The organism is Carnobacterium maltaromaticum DSM 20342, from assembly GCF_000744945.1.
GTDB classification, from domain to species: domain Bacteria; phylum Bacillota; class Bacilli; order Lactobacillales; family Carnobacteriaceae; genus Carnobacterium; species Carnobacterium maltaromaticum.
Genome location: NZ_JQMX01000001.1, coordinates 1227820 through 1243972 on the forward strand (window position 1 = coordinate 1227820; position 16153 = coordinate 1243972).

Annotated in this window: 7 protein-coding genes, 26 tRNA genes, 3 rRNA genes and 1 riboswitch; of the genes, 3 read left to right on the forward strand and 33 right to left on the reverse strand. The window is 41.1% G+C overall.

The window, feature by feature from the left end:
• Positions 1-6: 6 nt before the first annotated feature.
• Positions 7-570, forward strand: a complete 564-nt coding sequence (mnmM, locus tag BR77_RS05765) for a tRNA 5-(aminomethyl)-2-thiouridylate-methyltransferase MnmM (RefSeq protein WP_010050168.1) — start codon at positions 7-9, stop codon at positions 568-570.
• A 43-nt stretch (positions 571-613) separates the two neighbouring features.
• Here the strand turns inward: mnmM and BR77_RS05770 are convergent, their stop codons facing one another.
• Both BR77_RS05770 and metK read right to left on the reverse strand, forming a co-directional pair.
• Positions 614-2098 carry an MDR family MFS transporter gene (locus BR77_RS05770; RefSeq protein ID WP_010050171.1) on the reverse strand — a complete coding sequence of 495 codons (1485 nt, stop codon included), beginning with the start codon at positions 2096-2098 and terminating at the stop codon, positions 614-616.
• A 188-nt stretch (positions 2099-2286) separates the two neighbouring features.
• Positions 2287-3477, reverse strand: a complete 1191-nt coding sequence (metK, locus tag BR77_RS05775; RefSeq protein ID WP_010050173.1) for a methionine adenosyltransferase — start codon at positions 3475-3477, stop codon at positions 2287-2289.
• A riboswitch (SMK box riboswitch) is annotated at positions 3475-3562 on the reverse strand. It overlaps the preceding gene by 3 nt.
• 173 nt (positions 3563-3735) lie before the next feature.
• Here metK and BR77_RS05780 point away from each other — a divergent pair.
• Entirely contained in the window at positions 3736-4530 is a 795-nt protein-coding gene (locus BR77_RS05780; protein ID WP_015075877.1) for a UbiA prenyltransferase family protein, read from the forward strand.
• A 100-nt stretch (positions 4531-4630) separates the two neighbouring features.
• Here the strand turns inward: BR77_RS05780 and BR77_RS05785 are convergent.
• The 30 genes from BR77_RS05785 to BR77_RS05930 all read right to left on the reverse strand — a co-directional run bounded on the left by BR77_RS05785 (position 4631) and on the right by BR77_RS05930 (position 13672).
• A tRNA-Glu gene (locus BR77_RS05785) sits at positions 4631-4702 on the reverse strand.
• A gap of 15 nt (positions 4703-4717) precedes the next feature.
• Positions 4718-4805: transfer RNA gene (locus BR77_RS05790), tRNA-Ser, on the reverse strand.
• A gap of 19 nt (positions 4806-4824) precedes the next feature.
• A tRNA-Ile gene (locus BR77_RS05795) sits at positions 4825-4898 on the reverse strand.
• Between the two features lie 8 nt (positions 4899-4906).
• Positions 4907-4977: transfer RNA gene (locus BR77_RS05800), tRNA-Gly, on the reverse strand.
• A 28-nt stretch (positions 4978-5005) separates the two neighbouring features.
• Positions 5006-5079, reverse strand: a tRNA-Asp gene (locus BR77_RS05805).
• Positions 5080-5131: 52 nt separating this feature from the next.
• Positions 5132-5204, reverse strand: a tRNA-Met gene (locus BR77_RS05810).
• A 50-nt stretch (positions 5205-5254) separates the two neighbouring features.
• Positions 5255-5344 (reverse strand) — tRNA-Ser (locus tag BR77_RS05815).
• 72 nt (positions 5345-5416) lie between these two features.
• Positions 5417-5488, reverse strand: a tRNA-Glu gene (locus BR77_RS05820).
• A 15-nt stretch (positions 5489-5503) separates the two neighbouring features.
• Positions 5504-5591: transfer RNA gene (locus BR77_RS05825), tRNA-Ser, on the reverse strand.
• Between the two features lie 22 nt (positions 5592-5613).
• Positions 5614-5687: transfer RNA gene (locus BR77_RS05830), tRNA-Ile, on the reverse strand.
• A gap of 4 nt (positions 5688-5691) precedes the next feature.
• Positions 5692-5762 (reverse strand) — tRNA-Gly (locus BR77_RS05835).
• Positions 5763-5771: 9 nt separating this feature from the next.
• A tRNA-Phe gene (locus BR77_RS05840) sits at positions 5772-5844 on the reverse strand.
• Between the two features lie 15 nt (positions 5845-5859).
• Positions 5860-5933 (reverse strand) — tRNA-Asp (locus BR77_RS05845).
• A gap of 55 nt (positions 5934-5988) precedes the next feature.
• A tRNA-Met gene (locus BR77_RS05850) sits at positions 5989-6061 on the reverse strand.
• 50 nt (positions 6062-6111) lie between these two features.
• Positions 6112-6201, reverse strand: a tRNA-Ser gene (locus BR77_RS05855).
• A gap of 43 nt (positions 6202-6244) precedes the next feature.
• A tRNA-Ile gene (locus BR77_RS05860) sits at positions 6245-6318 on the reverse strand.
• A gap of 26 nt (positions 6319-6344) precedes the next feature.
• Positions 6345-6418: transfer RNA gene (locus BR77_RS05865), tRNA-Met, on the reverse strand.
• Positions 6419-6449: 31 nt separating this feature from the next.
• Positions 6450-6522: transfer RNA gene (locus BR77_RS05870), tRNA-Ala, on the reverse strand.
• A gap of 15 nt (positions 6523-6537) precedes the next feature.
• A tRNA-Pro gene (locus tag BR77_RS05875) sits at positions 6538-6611 on the reverse strand.
• 35 nt (positions 6612-6646) lie between these two features.
• Positions 6647-6720: transfer RNA gene (locus BR77_RS05880), tRNA-Arg, on the reverse strand.
• 3 nt (positions 6721-6723) lie between these two features.
• A tRNA-Leu gene (locus BR77_RS05885) sits at positions 6724-6812 on the reverse strand.
• 54 nt (positions 6813-6866) lie between these two features.
• Positions 6867-6938: transfer RNA gene (locus BR77_RS05890), tRNA-Gly, on the reverse strand.
• Positions 6939-6963: 25 nt separating this feature from the next.
• Positions 6964-7039: transfer RNA gene (locus BR77_RS05895), tRNA-Thr, on the reverse strand.
• Positions 7040-7051: 12 nt separating this feature from the next.
• Positions 7052-7133, reverse strand: a tRNA-Leu gene (locus tag BR77_RS05900).
• A gap of 42 nt (positions 7134-7175) precedes the next feature.
• Positions 7176-7248 (reverse strand) — tRNA-Lys (locus BR77_RS05905).
• A 1-nt stretch (position 7249) separates the two neighbouring features.
• Positions 7250-7325 (reverse strand) — tRNA-Val (locus tag BR77_RS05910).
• A 37-nt stretch (positions 7326-7362) separates the two neighbouring features.
• Positions 7363-7478 (reverse strand): 5S ribosomal RNA (gene rrf, locus BR77_RS05915).
• Positions 7479-7734: 256 nt separating this feature from the next.
• Positions 7735-10656: ribosomal RNA gene (locus tag BR77_RS05920) — 23S ribosomal RNA — on the reverse strand.
• A 391-nt stretch (positions 10657-11047) separates the two neighbouring features.
• Positions 11048-12602, reverse strand: a 16S ribosomal RNA gene (locus BR77_RS05925).
• Together the 16S, 23S and 5S rRNA genes with 26 tRNA genes alongside form the textbook arrangement of a ribosomal RNA operon.
• A gap of 539 nt (positions 12603-13141) precedes the next feature.
• Positions 13142-13672, reverse strand: a complete 531-nt coding sequence (locus BR77_RS05930) for a GNAT family N-acetyltransferase (RefSeq protein ID WP_015075876.1) — start codon at positions 13670-13672, stop codon at positions 13142-13144.
• A 628-nt stretch (positions 13673-14300) separates the two neighbouring features.
• On the opposite strand from BR77_RS05930, the gene BR77_RS05935 reads away from it, so the two are divergent.
• A complete protein-coding gene (locus BR77_RS05935; protein WP_035064211.1) occupies positions 14301-14909 on the forward strand; it encodes a hypothetical protein in 609 nt (202 codons plus the stop codon).
• A gap of 47 nt (positions 14910-14956) precedes the next feature.
• Here the strand turns inward: BR77_RS05935 and BR77_RS05940 are convergent, their stop codons facing one another.
• Positions 14957-16114 (reverse strand): SH3 domain-containing protein, encoded by a 1158-nt coding sequence (locus BR77_RS05940; RefSeq protein ID WP_051926665.1) that lies wholly within the window; start codon positions 16112-16114, stop codon positions 14957-14959.
• Between the last annotated feature and the right edge of the window lie 39 nt (positions 16115-16153).

Genomic DNA, 16153 nt, shown 5'->3' on the forward strand with positions numbered 1-16153 from the left:
CATCACATGTTAGAACGTGCTATGCACTATAGTCATACACTTTTAAAACAAGCCATTACTAATGGTGATTCTGTTATTGATGCTACAGTTGGTAATGGTGGGGATACTGTTTTTTTAGCTTCTTTAGTAGGTCCTTTTGGTAAAGTTTTCGGATTTGATATTCAAAAAGAGGCCATCGAAACGACTCAGCAAAAACTGTTATTAACTGGTTTAACTGAACAAGTTGAATTATTTCAACAAGGTCATGAAACAATTGACTCTGTTTTGCCTAAAAACAGTCAAATAGCTGCTGCTATTTTCAATTTAGGGTATTTACCTACAAGTGATAAATCAATCATTACACAAGCTGATACGACCCTTTTAGCAATCGAACACATTTTACCACGATTAAGAAAAACAGGCTTAGTTGTTATAGTCGTTTATTATGGTCATGATGGTGGGCTAGCAGAAAAAGATGCGGTTTTAAATTACTGCCAAACACTTCCACAAGAAGAATTCAATGTCTTACAATATGGTTTTATTAATCAACGCAACCAGCCCCCTTTTTTACTTGCTATCGAAAAGAAATAAAAAGAACCACACTAGCTAAAAATGCTAGTTGTGGTTCTTTTTTTTAAACACTAATTTTTGGCGCATTCTTTTTATCAAACTGATTGATTACAAAAGCTAAAACAACCACAACTAATGCTAAAATAAAGACACTGTGCAACCCATCATACAAAATTTCACGTAATGGTTGAACAATTTTAGGATCTAAATCAACAGCCGTCAGTGGATTAATTAACTTATTCATCATTTTTTCGTTAACCCCATCTACTGTCTGAGCAGCAATATGTTTTGCAATCGAACTATTTAAAACAATTCCATAAACAGAAACCATCACTGTTTGTCCCAAAATTCTAAATAGTGTATTTGAAGACGTTGCAACACCAATTTGATCTTGTGGAACAACACTTTGAGCTGTTACAGTCGTCGTTGTAATCGTGATTCCCATTCCAATACCAATAATCGCTGTTACCAATAAGAAAAAGGCAAATGGTGTTGTCATTGGAGCTAAAACCATCATCAGACCACTAATTCCAACAATCACTAAACTACTAGATAAAATCGACTTAACTGGATGTTTTAAAATGACTCGACCAGCTATAAATGAACCAATAATCCAAGTTAAAGACATTGGCGTTATTGCAAATCCACCCATTGCTGCCTTCATTCCCAATAGACCTTGCATCCACATCGGAATGTACACATCAATCCCAATTAAAAATCCACTGACTAAAGCAGCGACAATATTCTGAATCACAAAAGTTCGATTATTAAACAAACTCAACGGAATAATCGGGTCAATTGCTCGTTTTTCAGCAAAAATAAACAAGGCAAACATTCCAACCGCTAACGCGAAAACACCAGCCATTGATGCTGAAAATTCTCCCGTATCACCAACAATTTGGAAACCATAAAGTAAAAATAATAAAGCTGCCATTAAAGAAAAACAGCCTAAAAAGTCAATTGGTTTTTTCTCAAAACTAAAATCTTCATGTAAAAATAAAGCAATTAAAATAATGGTGATAATTCCAACTGGAACATTAATGTAAAAGATCCAATGCCAACTTAATTGATCAACAATGAAACCACCCAATAAAGGTCCAAAAATCCCAGCAATTCCCCATGCAGCTCCGTTCATTCCCATTACTTTAGCACGCTTTTCATAGGGATAAATATCCGCAATAATTGTAAATGATACAGGCATAATCGCTCCTGCGCCAATACCTTGAATAGCTCTAAATAGAATTAATTGATCCATTGTTTGAGCTAATCCACATAATGATGAACCGATAACAAAAATAATTGCTCCTATAATAAAGATCGGTTTACGCCCAATCATATCAGATAATTTACCATATACTGGCGTCATCATTGCGTTCGTTAATAAATAAATTGAAAATACCCAATTCATGATGGCCATACCTTCTAAACTACCAACAATTGTTGGCATTGCTGTTGATACTATCGTTCCTTCCACAGCTGTCATAAATGTTCCTACAAAAATCGCAATTGTAACTAGTAGGACATTTGTTTGTTTTTTCTTTGTCTCCATTTCAAACCCTCTTTCTATTTAGTAACAGTTGAATCTAGTCTAAGTAATTTTCAAAAGCTGTTTAATTATACAGCTAATTTGAGGTTTCTGATGTTTTAGCTCGTTTAGTCTACTTAGTTAAAAATCTATTTTAAAAACGATCTTTATCAGGAATTCGCCTGATAAAGACCGCCTCTTAAATACTTTATTTATTTTCCAATACTTGCCTTAAGAGCTTCAACTTTATCTGTTGCTTCCCAAGTTAAATCTATATCTGTACGACCAAAATGTCCATATGCAGCTGTTTGCTGATAAATAGGTCTTTGTAAGTCTAACATTTTAATAATTCCGGCAGGACGTAAATCAAAATTAGCTCGAACAGCTTTAATTAATTCACTTTCACTAACCGTTCCAGTACCAAAAGTGTCTATAGCTATTGACACAGGCTGAGCAACTCCAATAGCATAAGCTAATTGAACTTCGCATTTTGTAGCAAATCCAGCTGCAACAATATTCTTAGCAATATAACGAGCTGCGTAACTTGCAGAACGATCAACTTTGGTTGGATCTTTACCAGAAAAAGCACCACCACCATGACGTGCATAGCCACCATAGGTATCCACGATAATCTTACGACCAGTTAAACCTGAATCGCCTTGTGGTCCTCCAATAACAAATCGCCCAGTTGGGTTAATAAAATATTTTGTTTCAGCATCTAATAATTCACTAGGAATCACTTCATTAATGACCAAATCCAATATATCTTTTTTTAATTCTGATATTTCTGTATCTGGGTGATGTTGTGTGCTAATAACAATTGTATCCACACGGAAAGGTTTCCCTAACTCATCGTATTCAACTGTAACTTGAGCTTTCGCATCAGGACGTAGATAACTAACTAACCCTGTTTTTCTCACAGTGGCTAAACGTTTTGTCAGTCTATGGCTAAGTGCAATTGGAAGAGGCATTAACTCAGGGGTTTCATCGATAGCAAAGCCAAACATTAAGCCTTGATCTCCAGCACCAATCTGATTTAATTTATCTTCTTCGTCGGCCTTAAACTCAACTGAATCGTCTACACCTTGCGCAATATCACTTGATTGTTCATCAATTGCAACCATTACAGCACAAGTATCTGCATCAAATCCATACTTTGCACGGGTATACCCAATTCCTCGAATTGTGTTACGTACAACCTTTTGAATATCAACATAGGTTGATGTTGATATCTCCCCAACTACCAATACTAAACCTGTTGTAACAGTTGTTTCACAGGCAACACGGGCATCTGGGTCTTTCGCTAAAATTGCATCCAAAATACCATCACTGATTTGATCAGCAATTTTATCTGGATGACCTTCTGAAACAGATTCAGAAGTAAAAAGTCTTCTTTCCATCATCTATCATCTTCCCCCTTTATCATTTCGGTTACAAGGCGCCTCCGTAATTGCTTACGAATCCTTTCGGGAAATCTTTGTAACTTAGTCATTATAACAGATTCCTTTCCTTTTTTCTCCTTTTTTTAAACTTTCCTACTAAAATTATCTATTTTTCTGCCAGAGCTAAGCAGTTCAACGAGCTTTTATTTTATACTGTACTTTTTCTCTTTTTTTGGTAAGATAGGTTAGAGTATTAAATGTGATTCAGGAGGTTTTTATTTGTTTCAATCTATCAAAAATAATTTATTCTATCATCCACTATTTTTAATTTTCATTAATCCGATCTCTGCTATTTTATTTGGGACATTGTACGCCTTACAGTTTACAAAAATTCACTGGCTAAATTTCTTTTTCTTTTATCTTTTTATTTTGGCCACACAGTTTATTGAAACTATTTTAAGCAACTATGTAAAAAAACAACAGCCTATTCGCTTGTTTCCTTTAATTTTATTTGAACTTTTAGCAATTATTCTTAGTATTTATTTTATTTTCCAACTAAATTACCTAGTCTTCTTGCTTATGATTGTTTATCTTTTTGCCATTCATTTTCAGTTTTTCCCTTATAATTTGACTGAGACGCTCTATGGTCTGATTCTAAATAGTTTCTTTAAAGGTGGGATAATAACTTATCTAAGCTACTTTATTCAAGCTAAATTTATTAGTCAAAATCTATATTACTGGAGTATTTCACTGATATTATTAGCTTTACTTGTTTCATTTACTAAGGATGTCGTCCTTTCTAATAAAACACCAGAAGTAAATAAACAAAATCATTTAATTTTTATAGCGATTCTTACTCTCCTCTATTTATCTAATCTAGTTATATTCTTTATTTTCAAAACAACCTATCCTTATTTATGGCTACAACTTTTAACCTTACCTATCGCACTTCGTTTGATTGTTATTATGAAACCAAATCGTGCTAAATATTCTACTAGTATTAAATTCAAAACATTATTGCTGTTTCAACTTACCTATATTCTGATTGCTAGCTTGACCATATTATTAAAATAAAAAATAGAGTTTAGTTCCTTCATCTTCCTTAAAGAAGACGAAGGAACTAGCTCTTTTATTTTGTACAAAAAAAAGAACTTTCAATTGAAAGTTCTTTTTATGACCCGTACGGGAATCGAACCCGTGATACCGCCGTGAAAGGGCGGTGTCTTAACCGCTTGACCAACGGGCCTTAATATAAAAGATACGGAGAAGGAGGGATTCGAACCCTCGCACCGCTTACGCGGCCTATACCCTTAGCAGGGGCACCTCTTGAGCCACTTGAGTACTTCCCCAAATCCAATAATTTTATAATGGGCCTAAATGGACTCGAACCATCGACCTCACGCTTATCAGGCGTGCGCTCTAACCAGCTGAGCTATAGGCCCAAAAAAAAAGCGGGTGACGAGAATCGAACTCGCGACAACAGCTTGGAAGGCTGTGGTTTTACCACTAAACTACACCCGCAGTAGTTTATAAAATATAAAATTTAAAACGGTCTGGACGGGACTCGAACCCGCGACCTCCTGCGTGACAGGCAGGCATTCTAACCAGCTGAACTACCAAACCAAATTGTTTTTGTGTTACGTCACTTTTCTTTTCAACATAAGTTTTAAAGAAATTGCGGGGACAGGACTTGAACCTGTGACCTTCGGGTTATGAGCCCGACGAGCTGCCAACTGCTCCACCCCGCGATAATTGTAGCTTTCTTTGCAAGCTACTGAAAGGTATAAATTTAAAACTAAGGAGGATAAGGGATTCGAACCCTTGCACGGTTTTACCCGCCTGACGGTTTTCAAGACCGTTCCCTTCAGCCGGACTTGGGTAATCCTCCATAAAAACCAGCTTCTACATTATATAATACAAGTACCATTTAATGCAACTATTTTTTTAGATAAATCTAAAATGACCCGTACGGGAATCGAACCCGTGATACCGCCGTGAAAGGGCGGTGTCTTAACCGCTTGACCAACGGGCCTTAATATAAAAGATACGGAGAAGGAGGGATTCGAACCCTCGCACCGCTTACGCGATCTATACCCTTAGCAGGGGCACCTCTTGAGCCGCTTGAGTACTTCCCCAAGTAATAATAATTTTTTATAATGGGCCTAAATGGACTCGAACCATCGACCTCACGCTTATCAGGCGTGCGCTCTAACCAGCTGAGCTATAGGCCCAAAAAGCGGGTGACGAGAATCGAACTCGCGACAACAGCTTGGAAGGCTGTGGTTTTACCACTAAACTACACCCGCATTATAAAATGGCGCAGGACAGAATCGAACTGCCGACACATGGAGCTTCAATCCATTGCTCTACCAACTGAGCTACTGAGCCATAAAAAATTTAAAACGGTCTGGACGGGACTCGAACCCGCGACCTCCTGCGTGACAGGCAGGCATTCTAACCAGCTGAACTACCAAACCAAATTGTTTTTAATGTATTACGTCACTTTTCTTTTCAACATAAGTTTTAAAGAAATTGCGGGGACAGGACTTGAACCTGTGACCTTCGGGTTATGAGCCCGACGAGCTGCCAACTGCTCCACCCCGCGATAATTGTAGCTTTCTTTGCAAGCTACTGAAAGGTATAAATTTAAAACTAAGGAGGATAAGGGATTCGAACCCTTGCACGGTTTTACCCGCCTGACGGTTTTCAAGACCGTTCCCTTCAGCCGGACTTGGGTAATCCTCCGGAATAAATAATCACAAGGCTTTCAATAGAAATAAACTATCTATGGACCTTGTAGGACTCGAACCTACGACCGGACGGTTATGAGCCGTCTGCTCTAACCAACTGAGCTAAAGGTCCAATATAAGGCCTTTTTAAAAATATAATAGCGGCGAAGGGGATCGAACCCCCGACCTCCCGGGTATGAACCGGACGCTCTAGCCAGCTGAGCTACACCGCCAAAATAATTAATTGTTTATAAGTCTTCTAAGTGGAGCCTAGCGGGATCGAACCGCTGACCTCCTGCGTGCAAGGCAGGCGCTCTCCCAGCTGAGCTAAGGCCCCTTATTAACTTATAAATCGGGAAGACAGGATTCGAACCTGCGACCCCTTGGTCCCAAACCAAGTGCTCTACCAAGCTGAGCTACTTCCCGTTTAAAAACTATGCTTTATAATCTTACTAAAGCTATGCACCCAAGAGGAGTCGAACCTCTAACCGCTTGATTCGTAGTCAAGTACTCTATCCAATTGAGCTATGGGTGCAAATGGTGCCGAGGGCCGGAATCGAACCGGCACGGTGATCACTCACCGCAGGATTTTAAGTCCTGTGCGTCTGCCAGTTCCGCCACCCCGGCATGGAATGTGGATCAGATTTCAAAGAAATCTGGGCAACCTAGACGAATCTAGTAAGCGAAAGACGGGGTTCGAACCCGCGACCCCCACCTTGGCAAGGTGATGTTCTACCACTGAACTACTTTCGCATCGCAATTATTTATTTAATAAAAATGGTGCCGGCTAAAGGAGTTGAACCCTCGACCCTCTGATTACAAATCAGATGCTCTACCAACTGAGCTAAGCCGGCTAAAAGTTAAAGTGCGGGTGAAGGGACTTGAACCCCCACGTCTTACAACGCTAGATCCTAAATCTAGTGCGTCTGCCAATTCCGCCACACCCGCTAAAATATGGCTATTAACTAATCATTTTATAATGTTTAGTTATGAGTCATGTAGGATTCGAACCTACGACCCTCTGATTAAAAGTCAGATGCTCTACCAACTGAGCTAATGACTCATGGTGGGGGTTAACGGGCTCGAACCGCTGACCCTCTGCTTGTAAGGCAGATGCTCTCCCAACTGAGCTAAACCCCCAAAATGAATGGATATTTTGACTAAATGTATTGGATCAGCGTGGCAACGTCCTACCCTCACAGGGGGAAACCCCCAACTACTCTCGGCGCTGAAAAGCTTAACTGCTGTGTTCGGCATGGGAACAGGTGTATCCTTTTCGCTATCGCCACCACACAATTTTTTTACAACTTGCGGCGCTACTCTGCGTCTGTTTCCTTTGCTCCACTCCTCATGCACACTAGTGCATTCCGGGGTTCGCTCAGTTACATCCTTGATTAGCTTGCAATTTGATAAAAAATGCTTGTTTAGGTTGATGGTTACATCGACACTAAACTGCGATTCAATTATTTAGTTGTAGAGAGTTTGATCTCTCAAAACTGGAACTGTTTAAAAAGTAATTGTTTTGGAAACGTTCTTCACCGTTTATTTCTTGGTTAAGTCCTCGACCGATTAGTATTGGTCCGCTCCATACATCGCTGTACTTCCACTTCCAACCTATCTACCTGATCATCTCTCAGGGGTCTTACTCACTTACGTGATGGGAAATCTCATCTCGAGGGGGGCTTCACGCTTAGATGCTTTCAGCGTTTATCCCTTCCACACATAGCTACCCAGCGATGCTCTTGGCAGAACAACTGGTACACCAGCGGTGTGTCCATCCCGGTCCTCTCGTACTAAGGACAGCTCCTCTCAAATTTCCTGCGCCCGCGACGGATAGGGACCGAACTGTCTCACGACGTTCTGAACCCAGCTCGCGTACCGCTTTAATGGGCGAACAGCCCAACCCTTGGGACCGACTACAGCCCCAGGATGCGATGAGCCGACATCGAGGTGCCAAACCTCCCCGTCGATGTGGACTCTTGGGGGAGATAAGCCTGTTATCCCCAGGGTAGCTTTTATCCGTTGAGCGATGGCCCTTCCATGCGGAACCACCGGATCACTAAGCCCGACTTTCGTCCCTGCTCGACTTGTAGGTCTCGCAGTCAAGCTCCCTTCTGCCTTTACACTCTACGAATGATTTCCAACCATTCTGAGGGAACCTTTGGGCGCCTCCGTTACTCTTTAGGAGGCGACCGCCCCAGTCAAACTGCCCGTCTGACACTGTCTCCAGCCACGATTAGTGGCTAGGGTTAGAGTGGTCATACAGCAAGGGTAGTATCCCACCAATGCCTCCATCAAGACTGGCGTCCTGACTTCTATGGCTCCTACCTATCCTGTACAAGCTGTACAAACACTCAATATCAAACTGCAGTAAAGCTCCATGGGGTCTTTCCGTCCTGTCGCGGGTAACCTGCATCTTCACAGGTACTATAATTTCACCGAGTCTCTCGTTGAGACAGTGCCCAAATCGTTACGCCTTTCGTGCGGGTCGGAACTTACCCGACAAGGAATTTCGCTACCTTAGGACCGTTATAGTTACGGCCGCCGTTTACTGGGGCTTCAATTCTTAGCTTCGCCGAAGCTAACCAATCCTCTTAACCTTCCAGCACCGGGCAGGCGTCAGCCCCTATACGTCATCTTTCGATTTTGCAGAGACCTGTGTTTTTGATAAACAGTCGCTTGGGCCTATTCACTGCGGCTGATCTTTCGATCAGCACCCCTTCTCCCGAAGTTACGGGGTCATTTTGCCGAGTTCCTTAACGAGAGTTCTCTCGCACACCTTAGGATACTCTCCTCGACTACCTGTGTCGGTTTGCGGTACGGGCAATTTCTTTCTAACTAGAAGCTTTTCTTGGCAGTGTGACATCAGAAACTTCGGTACTGTAATTTCCCTCCCTATCACAACTTGTCCGTATAGAAGCAAGCATTTAACTCACCTCAAGACTCATTGCTTAGACGCACATATCCAACAGTGCGCATTTCTTAGCCTCCTGCGTCCCTCCATTGTTCAAACAAAAGAAACTGGTACAGGAATATCAACCTGTTGTCCATCGCCTACGCCTATCGGCCTCGGCTTAGGTCCCGACTAACCCTGGGAGGACGAGCCTTCCCCAGGAAACCTTAGTCATACGGTGGACGGGATTCTCACCCGTCTTTCGCTACTCATACCGGCATTCTCACTTCTAAGCGCTCCACTAGTCCTCACGGTCTAGCTTCGACGCCCTTAGAACGCTCTCCTACCATAGAACCCTAAGGTTCTATCCACAGCTTCGGTGTACTATTTAGCCCCGGTAAATTTTCGGCGCAGGGTCACTCGACTAGTGAGCTATTACGCACTCTTTAAATGATGGCTGCTTCTGAGCCAACATCCTAGTTGTCTAAGCAACCCCACATCCTTTTCCACTTAATAGTAACTTTGGGACCTTAGCTGGTGGTCTGGGCTGTTTCCCTTTCGACTACGGATCTTATCACTCGCAGTCTGACTCCCGGATATAAATCAATGGCATTCGGAGTTTATCTGAATTCGGTAACCCTAGAAGGGCCCCTAGTCCAAACAGTGGCTCTACCTCCATGATTCTTAATTCCGAGGCTAGCCCTAAAGCTATTTCGGAGAGAACCAGCTATCTCCAAGTTCGATTGGAATTTCTCCGCTACCCACACCTCATCCCCGCATTTTTCAACATACGTGGGTTCGGTCCTCCAGTGCGTATTACCGCACCTTCAACCTGGACATGGGTAGGTCACTTGGTTTCGGGTCTACGACCACATACTCATTCGCCCTATTCAGACTCGCTTTCGCTACGGCTCCGTCTTATCAACTTAACCTCGCATGTAATCGTAACTCGCCGGTTCATTCTACAAAAGGCACGCTATCACCCATTAACGGGCTCTAACTATTTGTAAGCACACGGTTTCAGGAGCTCTTTCACTCCCCTTCCGGGGTTCTTTTCACCTTTCCCTCACGGTACTGGTTCACTATCGGTCACTAAGGAGTATTTAGCCTTGCGGGATGGTCCCCGCGGATTCCGACGGAATTTCTCGTGTTCCGCCGTACTCAGGATACACAACAGAGTGAACTTTGTTTCGATTACGGGGCTTTTACCCTCTTCGGCGGACCTTTCCAGATCGCTTCTTCTACAAAACTCATTTATGACTCTTAATGTCGTGTCCTACAACCCCAAAGAGCAAGCTCTTTGGTTTGGGCTCTTCCCGTTTCGCTCGCCGCTACTCAGGGAATCGAATTTTCTTTCTCTTCCTGCAGTTACTTAGATGTTTCAGTTCTCTGCGTCTACCTCTACTAGCCTATGTATTCAGCTAGCAGTAACATTCTATAAAAAATGCTGGGTTCCCCCATTCGGAAATCTTTGGATCAAAGCTTACTTACAGCTCCCCAAAGCATATCGGAGTTAGTCCCGTCCTTCATCGGCTCTTAGTGCCAAGGCATCCACCGTGCGCCCTTATTAACTTAACCTAATTTTGGCACTACTACTTCACACTTCTTCGTTAATTTCGTGTTTTGTGATACTCACGTACGCTAGTACGCTCCGTTTCTCAAACACTCATTTCCTCGAATTGCTTCGCATTAGCACAAAATTTTTATCGATGGTATTCCCGAAGGAATCTCATGATGTTAGTCAATGATTTTATTCATTATCTTACGATAAGAACTAATTAAAAAACTTATTTAAAACGCGGTGTTTTCTCGGTTTCTTACTTTAATTACTTTTTAAACAGTATCCAGTTTTCAAAGAACAAAATGTGATTGACCTCTAATGAATAGAGATGAATCGTTTTGAGAGTTAGACCTCTCAAAACTGAACAAAGTAAAAACGAATGTGTGGGATTTCCGTAATATTCCTTAGAAAGGAGGTGATCCAGCCGCACCTTCCGATACGGCTACCTTGTTACGACTTCACCCCAATTATCTATCCCACCTTAGACGGCTGGCTCCTAAAAGGTTACCTCACCGGCTTCGGGTGTTACAAACTCTCGTGGTGTGACGGGCGGTGTGTACAAGACCCGGGAACGTATTCACCGCGGCGTTCTGATCCGCGATTACTAGCGATTCCGGCTTCATGTAGGCGAGTTGCAGCCTACAATCCGAACTGAGAATGGCTTTAAGAGATTAGCTTGGCCTCGCGACCTTGCGACTCGTTGTACCATCCATTGTAGCACGTGTGTAGCCCAGGTCATAAGGGGCATGATGATTTGACGTCATCCCCACCTTCCTCCGGTTTGTCACCGGCAGTCTCACTAGAGTGCCCAACTAAATGCTGGCAACTAGTAATAAGGGTTGCGCTCGTTGCGGGACTTAACCCAACATCTCACGACACGAGCTGACGACAACCATGCACCACCTGTCACTTTGTCCCCGAAGGGAAAGCTCTATCTCTAGAGTGGTCAAAGGATGTCAAGACCTGGTAAGGTTCTTCGCGTTGCTTCGAATTAAACCACATGCTCCACCGCTTGTGCGGGTCCCCGTCAATTCCTTTGAGTTTCAGCCTTGCGGCCGTACTCCCCAGGCGGAGTGCTTAATGCGTTAGCTGCAGCACTGAAGGGCGGAAACCCTCCAACACTTAGCACTCATCGTTTACGGCGTGGACTACCAGGGTATCTAATCCTGTTTGCTCCCCACGCTTTCGAGCCTCAGCGTCAGTTACAGACCAGAGAGTCGCCTTCGCCACTGGTGTTCCTCCACATATCTACGCATTTCACCGCTACACGTGGAATTCCACTCTCCTCTTCTGCACTCAAGTTCTCCAGTTTCCAATGACCCTCCCCGGTTGAGCCGGGGGCTTTCACATCAGACTTAAAGAACCGCCTGCGCTCGCTTTACGCCCAATAAATCCGGACAACGCTTGCCACCTACGTATTACCGCGGCTGCTGGCACGTAGTTAGCCGTGGCTTTCTGGTTAAATACCGTCAGGGGATGAGCAGTTACTCTCATCCTTGTTCTTCTTTAACAACAGAGTTTTACGATCCGAAAACCTTCTTCACTCACGCGGCGTTGCTCCGTCAGACTTTCGTCCATTGCGGAAGATTCCCTACTGCTGCCTCCCGTAGGAGTCTGGGCCGTGTCTCAGTCCCAGTGTGGCCGATCACCCTCTCAGGTCGGCTACGTATCATTGCCTTGGTGAGCCATTACCTCACCAACTAGCTAATACGCCGCGGGTCCATCCATTAGTGGTAGCCGAAGCCACCTTTCCTTCAAGAATCATGCGATTCCTGAAACTATGCGGTATTAGCATCCGTTTCCGAATGTTATCCCCCTCTAATGGGCAGGTTACCCACGTGTTACTCACCCGTCCGCCACTCACTTGGTTAAAGAGCAAGCTCTTCAACTTCGTGCGTTCGACTTGCATGTATTAGGCACGCCGCCAGCGTTCGTCCTGAGCCAGGATCAAACTCTCATATAAAATGATGCTTGAAGCTCATTAGTTTTTGCTAGCGAATAATTATTCACTTTCTTGCTTGTTTGACTCAACCTTGTTGAGTCATCCTACACATTTGGTTCGTCTTACTTTGTTCAGTTTTCAAAGGTCTAAGTTGTTTCGTTTGTCGTTTTGACAACTTCTAAATATTAACACATGGTTAATTCGTTGTCAACACTTTTTAAAACTTTTTTTGAATATTTTATTTTGTTGTTGAATATTTATTCAACGTTTAGTTGCGTTTATTCAACGCGACTTCAAAATATTATCACATAAGGCAACTAATTGTCAACACTTAATTTAAAAAGTTTTTTTACGCCGTTGAAAGAGTTGTTAGCTCTTAGCGACATCAATTACTATACCAAGTTTCTATTTAATGGTCAATAGAAAAATCTTATTTTTATGCATTTTTTTATTAAAACGTACATTAACATTTAAACAAGCTATAGTAATTCGTTTTATGTCACCATTTCCCTTAATTATAAACAACTATATTTCATTTAGAAATCTCCATCGTTCGTTTTTTATTTACAGTCATATTCATACAAATTGAAGTCAGCAACTTGTTCTCCTGCATCATGATCATAAATAGTCTTTAAAAAGGCAAAATTTACTGATTGATAAAGCTTATTTAAAACAGCATTACTTGAAATACAATCTAAGCGAACACCACTTTTTCCTTTTTTTTGACTGTATGCTTTAATTTCAGCTAAGATTTCATTTGCAATGCCCTGTCCTGAAAATTTTCTAACTAAGTTAAGACGATGCAAATAAAAATACTGACTCGAATCCTCTGCCCCCCATAATTGCGCATCCCATTCGCTCTGGTTGCTCCATAAAATAAACATTCCTACTGGTTCATCGTTGATCGTACAATAAAATACTTCACCTCTTTCAATAGCTTGCGGAGTATTATGATTATCTTTCCCCTCAAGAACACCATTCCACTGCTTAGATCCTATCGATTTTAGCCAACTTGCAGTCTCATAGAGCATCCCTTCAATTAAACCTAAATCACTTGTTTTTGCTTGATGTAGCACAACTTTATTTCCCACTTTATCGCTCCCCTATTCTTTTTTTAGTTCTTTCCTTCTATAGTAAGTTTAAATTTACTAGTTTTTTATAAGTAAGACGATTGTACCATATGCTTTAAAACCTTGTCACTAGCTTTAAAAACATATTACTATAAGAAAAATCAGGCTAACCCTAACAAATTAAAATGAATTCTCCATATAAATAAAAATATCTCGAAATGTTCAAAGACAGCCCCAGACTACTGCCTGAATCTACTTTAATCATTTCGAGATATCTAATTAATTCATTCTTGTTTTATAAACGTTCGTTCAATTCTTTAGCTAATTCTTCAAAGCCAGGTTTGCCTAATAAAGCAAACATGTTCTTTTTGTAGGCTAATCATTTTTCCGAATGGTCCATGGTGGACTTTGAAGGACAAAAATAGTTTGTTTTCCTCGTTTGTACAAATTTTATCTATTTGCAAAAGACAATGATGGACTAGTGTGGACAACTAAACGGAACCACAGACGGAACCACAAAATAATTTTTAGCTGGTAGGCTCATTTTATGACTATTATATAGTAGGAAAAAATAAGCTTCTGTTGTAATTAATCAAGCATCGGTAATTATGGTATGATTACTATATCACACTAATTAGGAGGTTTTATTATGCTATTCGAAAGAACAACATCTGTAGAAAGAGCAATAAATAAATTAAAGGAACCGGCTAGTGAACTATATCATTTAGGATTTGTCACTACAGTCTTGCAACAAAACTTATTATTAAAAACTGATTTAGATACTCACATTATGGATGCTTATTTTACTCAAATATTAAATCTTATTAACAATAAAACTAATGATTTAATTGACAAATACGGCGAGCAAGATGAACCTTTAAATATCCCAAGTATAGAAATGAAAATTGATAAATCTAAAGATATAGCTGAATTTGCTACGACATTTTCTAAAAATGCGACTAATGACCCACTACAGTATGGGACGTTGTGCGATCAACACGAAACCGACTTAGTTTACTATGCTCCTTATGATTTTAAAGAATGGGTTGATGAAACTGACTCAACTTACACTACTTTAAATGCCTATAATGATTTCATTAAAGGTCAATATAGCGAAATTTCAAAGCTGGATAATAGCTTACTCTTTCAAATGACTTCTTCAAATTCTCTGATAACAAAAAAAGATGCCCTTATTTTTTTAAATGGAACATTGTCAGGCTTATATGGAGCTAGTTTATTAGTTAGCCCATTTAGATAAAACTATTAACGCTTTTATGTATGCCACCTAAATTTAGGTGGCTTTTTTTACTTAATGATTCCCCATTCTTCACCATCAATTACTTTCCAAGCAACATAATAGCGTTGACTTCCAACTGTGTAAGATAACCAGATATAGCCTTCTGACTTAATATAGCTATCATAAGTTAGGTTTTCACCAGCGAAATATTGAGCTTTAATTGGTGCAGATATTGAAGGGCTACCATGACGAACATTGATAGTGCGATCCATGAAGAAAGTGCCAGTTTGGCTAATTCTACCGTTTGTATTTGTAGGCGGAGCTGTTGTCGTTCCCCCAGTTACAGTTGCTCCTGTCGAAGCAGCACCATAGATTTGTACTCGCCCAAAATCTCTTGTATTAATTTCATAAACACCATTGCCTCGATCAGCAAGAATTGAATAACTTAATCCGCCGAAAAGACTAGGATTCAAGAACCCAACTTCGTTACCAGCAACAGGACTAGAATTTAATCCGTAGATTCTCCAGCTTGTTGCAGTGCTTGGTAAATTCAAAGTTTTACCTGTGCTCGGTGTTACTGGTGGACTTGGATTAACTGGCGGTTGAATTGGGTCGGGGTTCACTTCATTAGATGAACCAATACCATTCGCCACATCTGCAGCAAATTGAGCTTTGCTAATTCCCCACTGTGCTAAATAAGCATAAGGGTCTGAATGATCTGTTCCGCCTAAATTTTGAGTTACCCATAAATGAGACTTAATACCTTTGCCATAACCATCTAGACTAACAGGAATTCTTGCTTCTTTAGCCAATTGACGTAACAAATTAACATAAGTCACATAATCTTTTTTGAAAGTTTCAGCATTGTTAGTTCTAGCTAACTCTACTTGAGCATATGCTCTTCCGTTCGCTCTTGGACCTGCTCCCCATTGGATAAATCCAGTTGGCGCAATCTGAACCGCACGACCTCCACCACCAACCCAATGGCTTACAAAAGCACTGTTAAAATTATTTGACATGAAAGAAATTTCTCGTTCAAGAGAATCAGGCCCTGCGTTATTACTATTTCCCGATTCGTGAGCAATAACAAATTCATTTGTACTTAGGCCTGTAGATGGCACAAACGGCATTAGTCGTTGTTCAACGCTCACTGCACCTGCAACGGTCGGGAACATTAAAGCTAAAATCAGGGTTAAACTGAATAATACTTTATTTACTTTTTTCATTTTACACTCTCCTTTTTTGATATAAAAAATAGCCCCCAA

Bases quoted from the DNA above. Each gene is read 5' to 3' on its own strand.
- mnmM (WP_010050168.1), top strand. From the start codon at position 7: ATGTTAGAACGTGCTATGCACTATAGTCATACACTTTTAAAACAAGCC.
- BR77_RS05935 (WP_035064211.1), top strand. From the start codon at position 14,301: ATGCTATTCGAAAGAACAACATCTGTAGAAAGAGCAATAAATAAATTA.
- metK (WP_010050173.1), bottom strand. From the start codon at position 3,477: ATGATGGAAAGAAGACTTTTTACTTCTGAATCTGTTTCAGAAGGTCAT.
- BR77_RS05770 (WP_010050171.1), bottom strand. From the start codon at position 2,098: ATGGAGACAAAGAAAAAACAAACAAATGTCCTACTAGTTACAATTGCG.
- BR77_RS05940 (WP_051926665.1), bottom strand. From the start codon at position 16,114: ATGAAAAAAGTAAATAAAGTATTATTCAGTTTAACCCTGATTTTAGCT.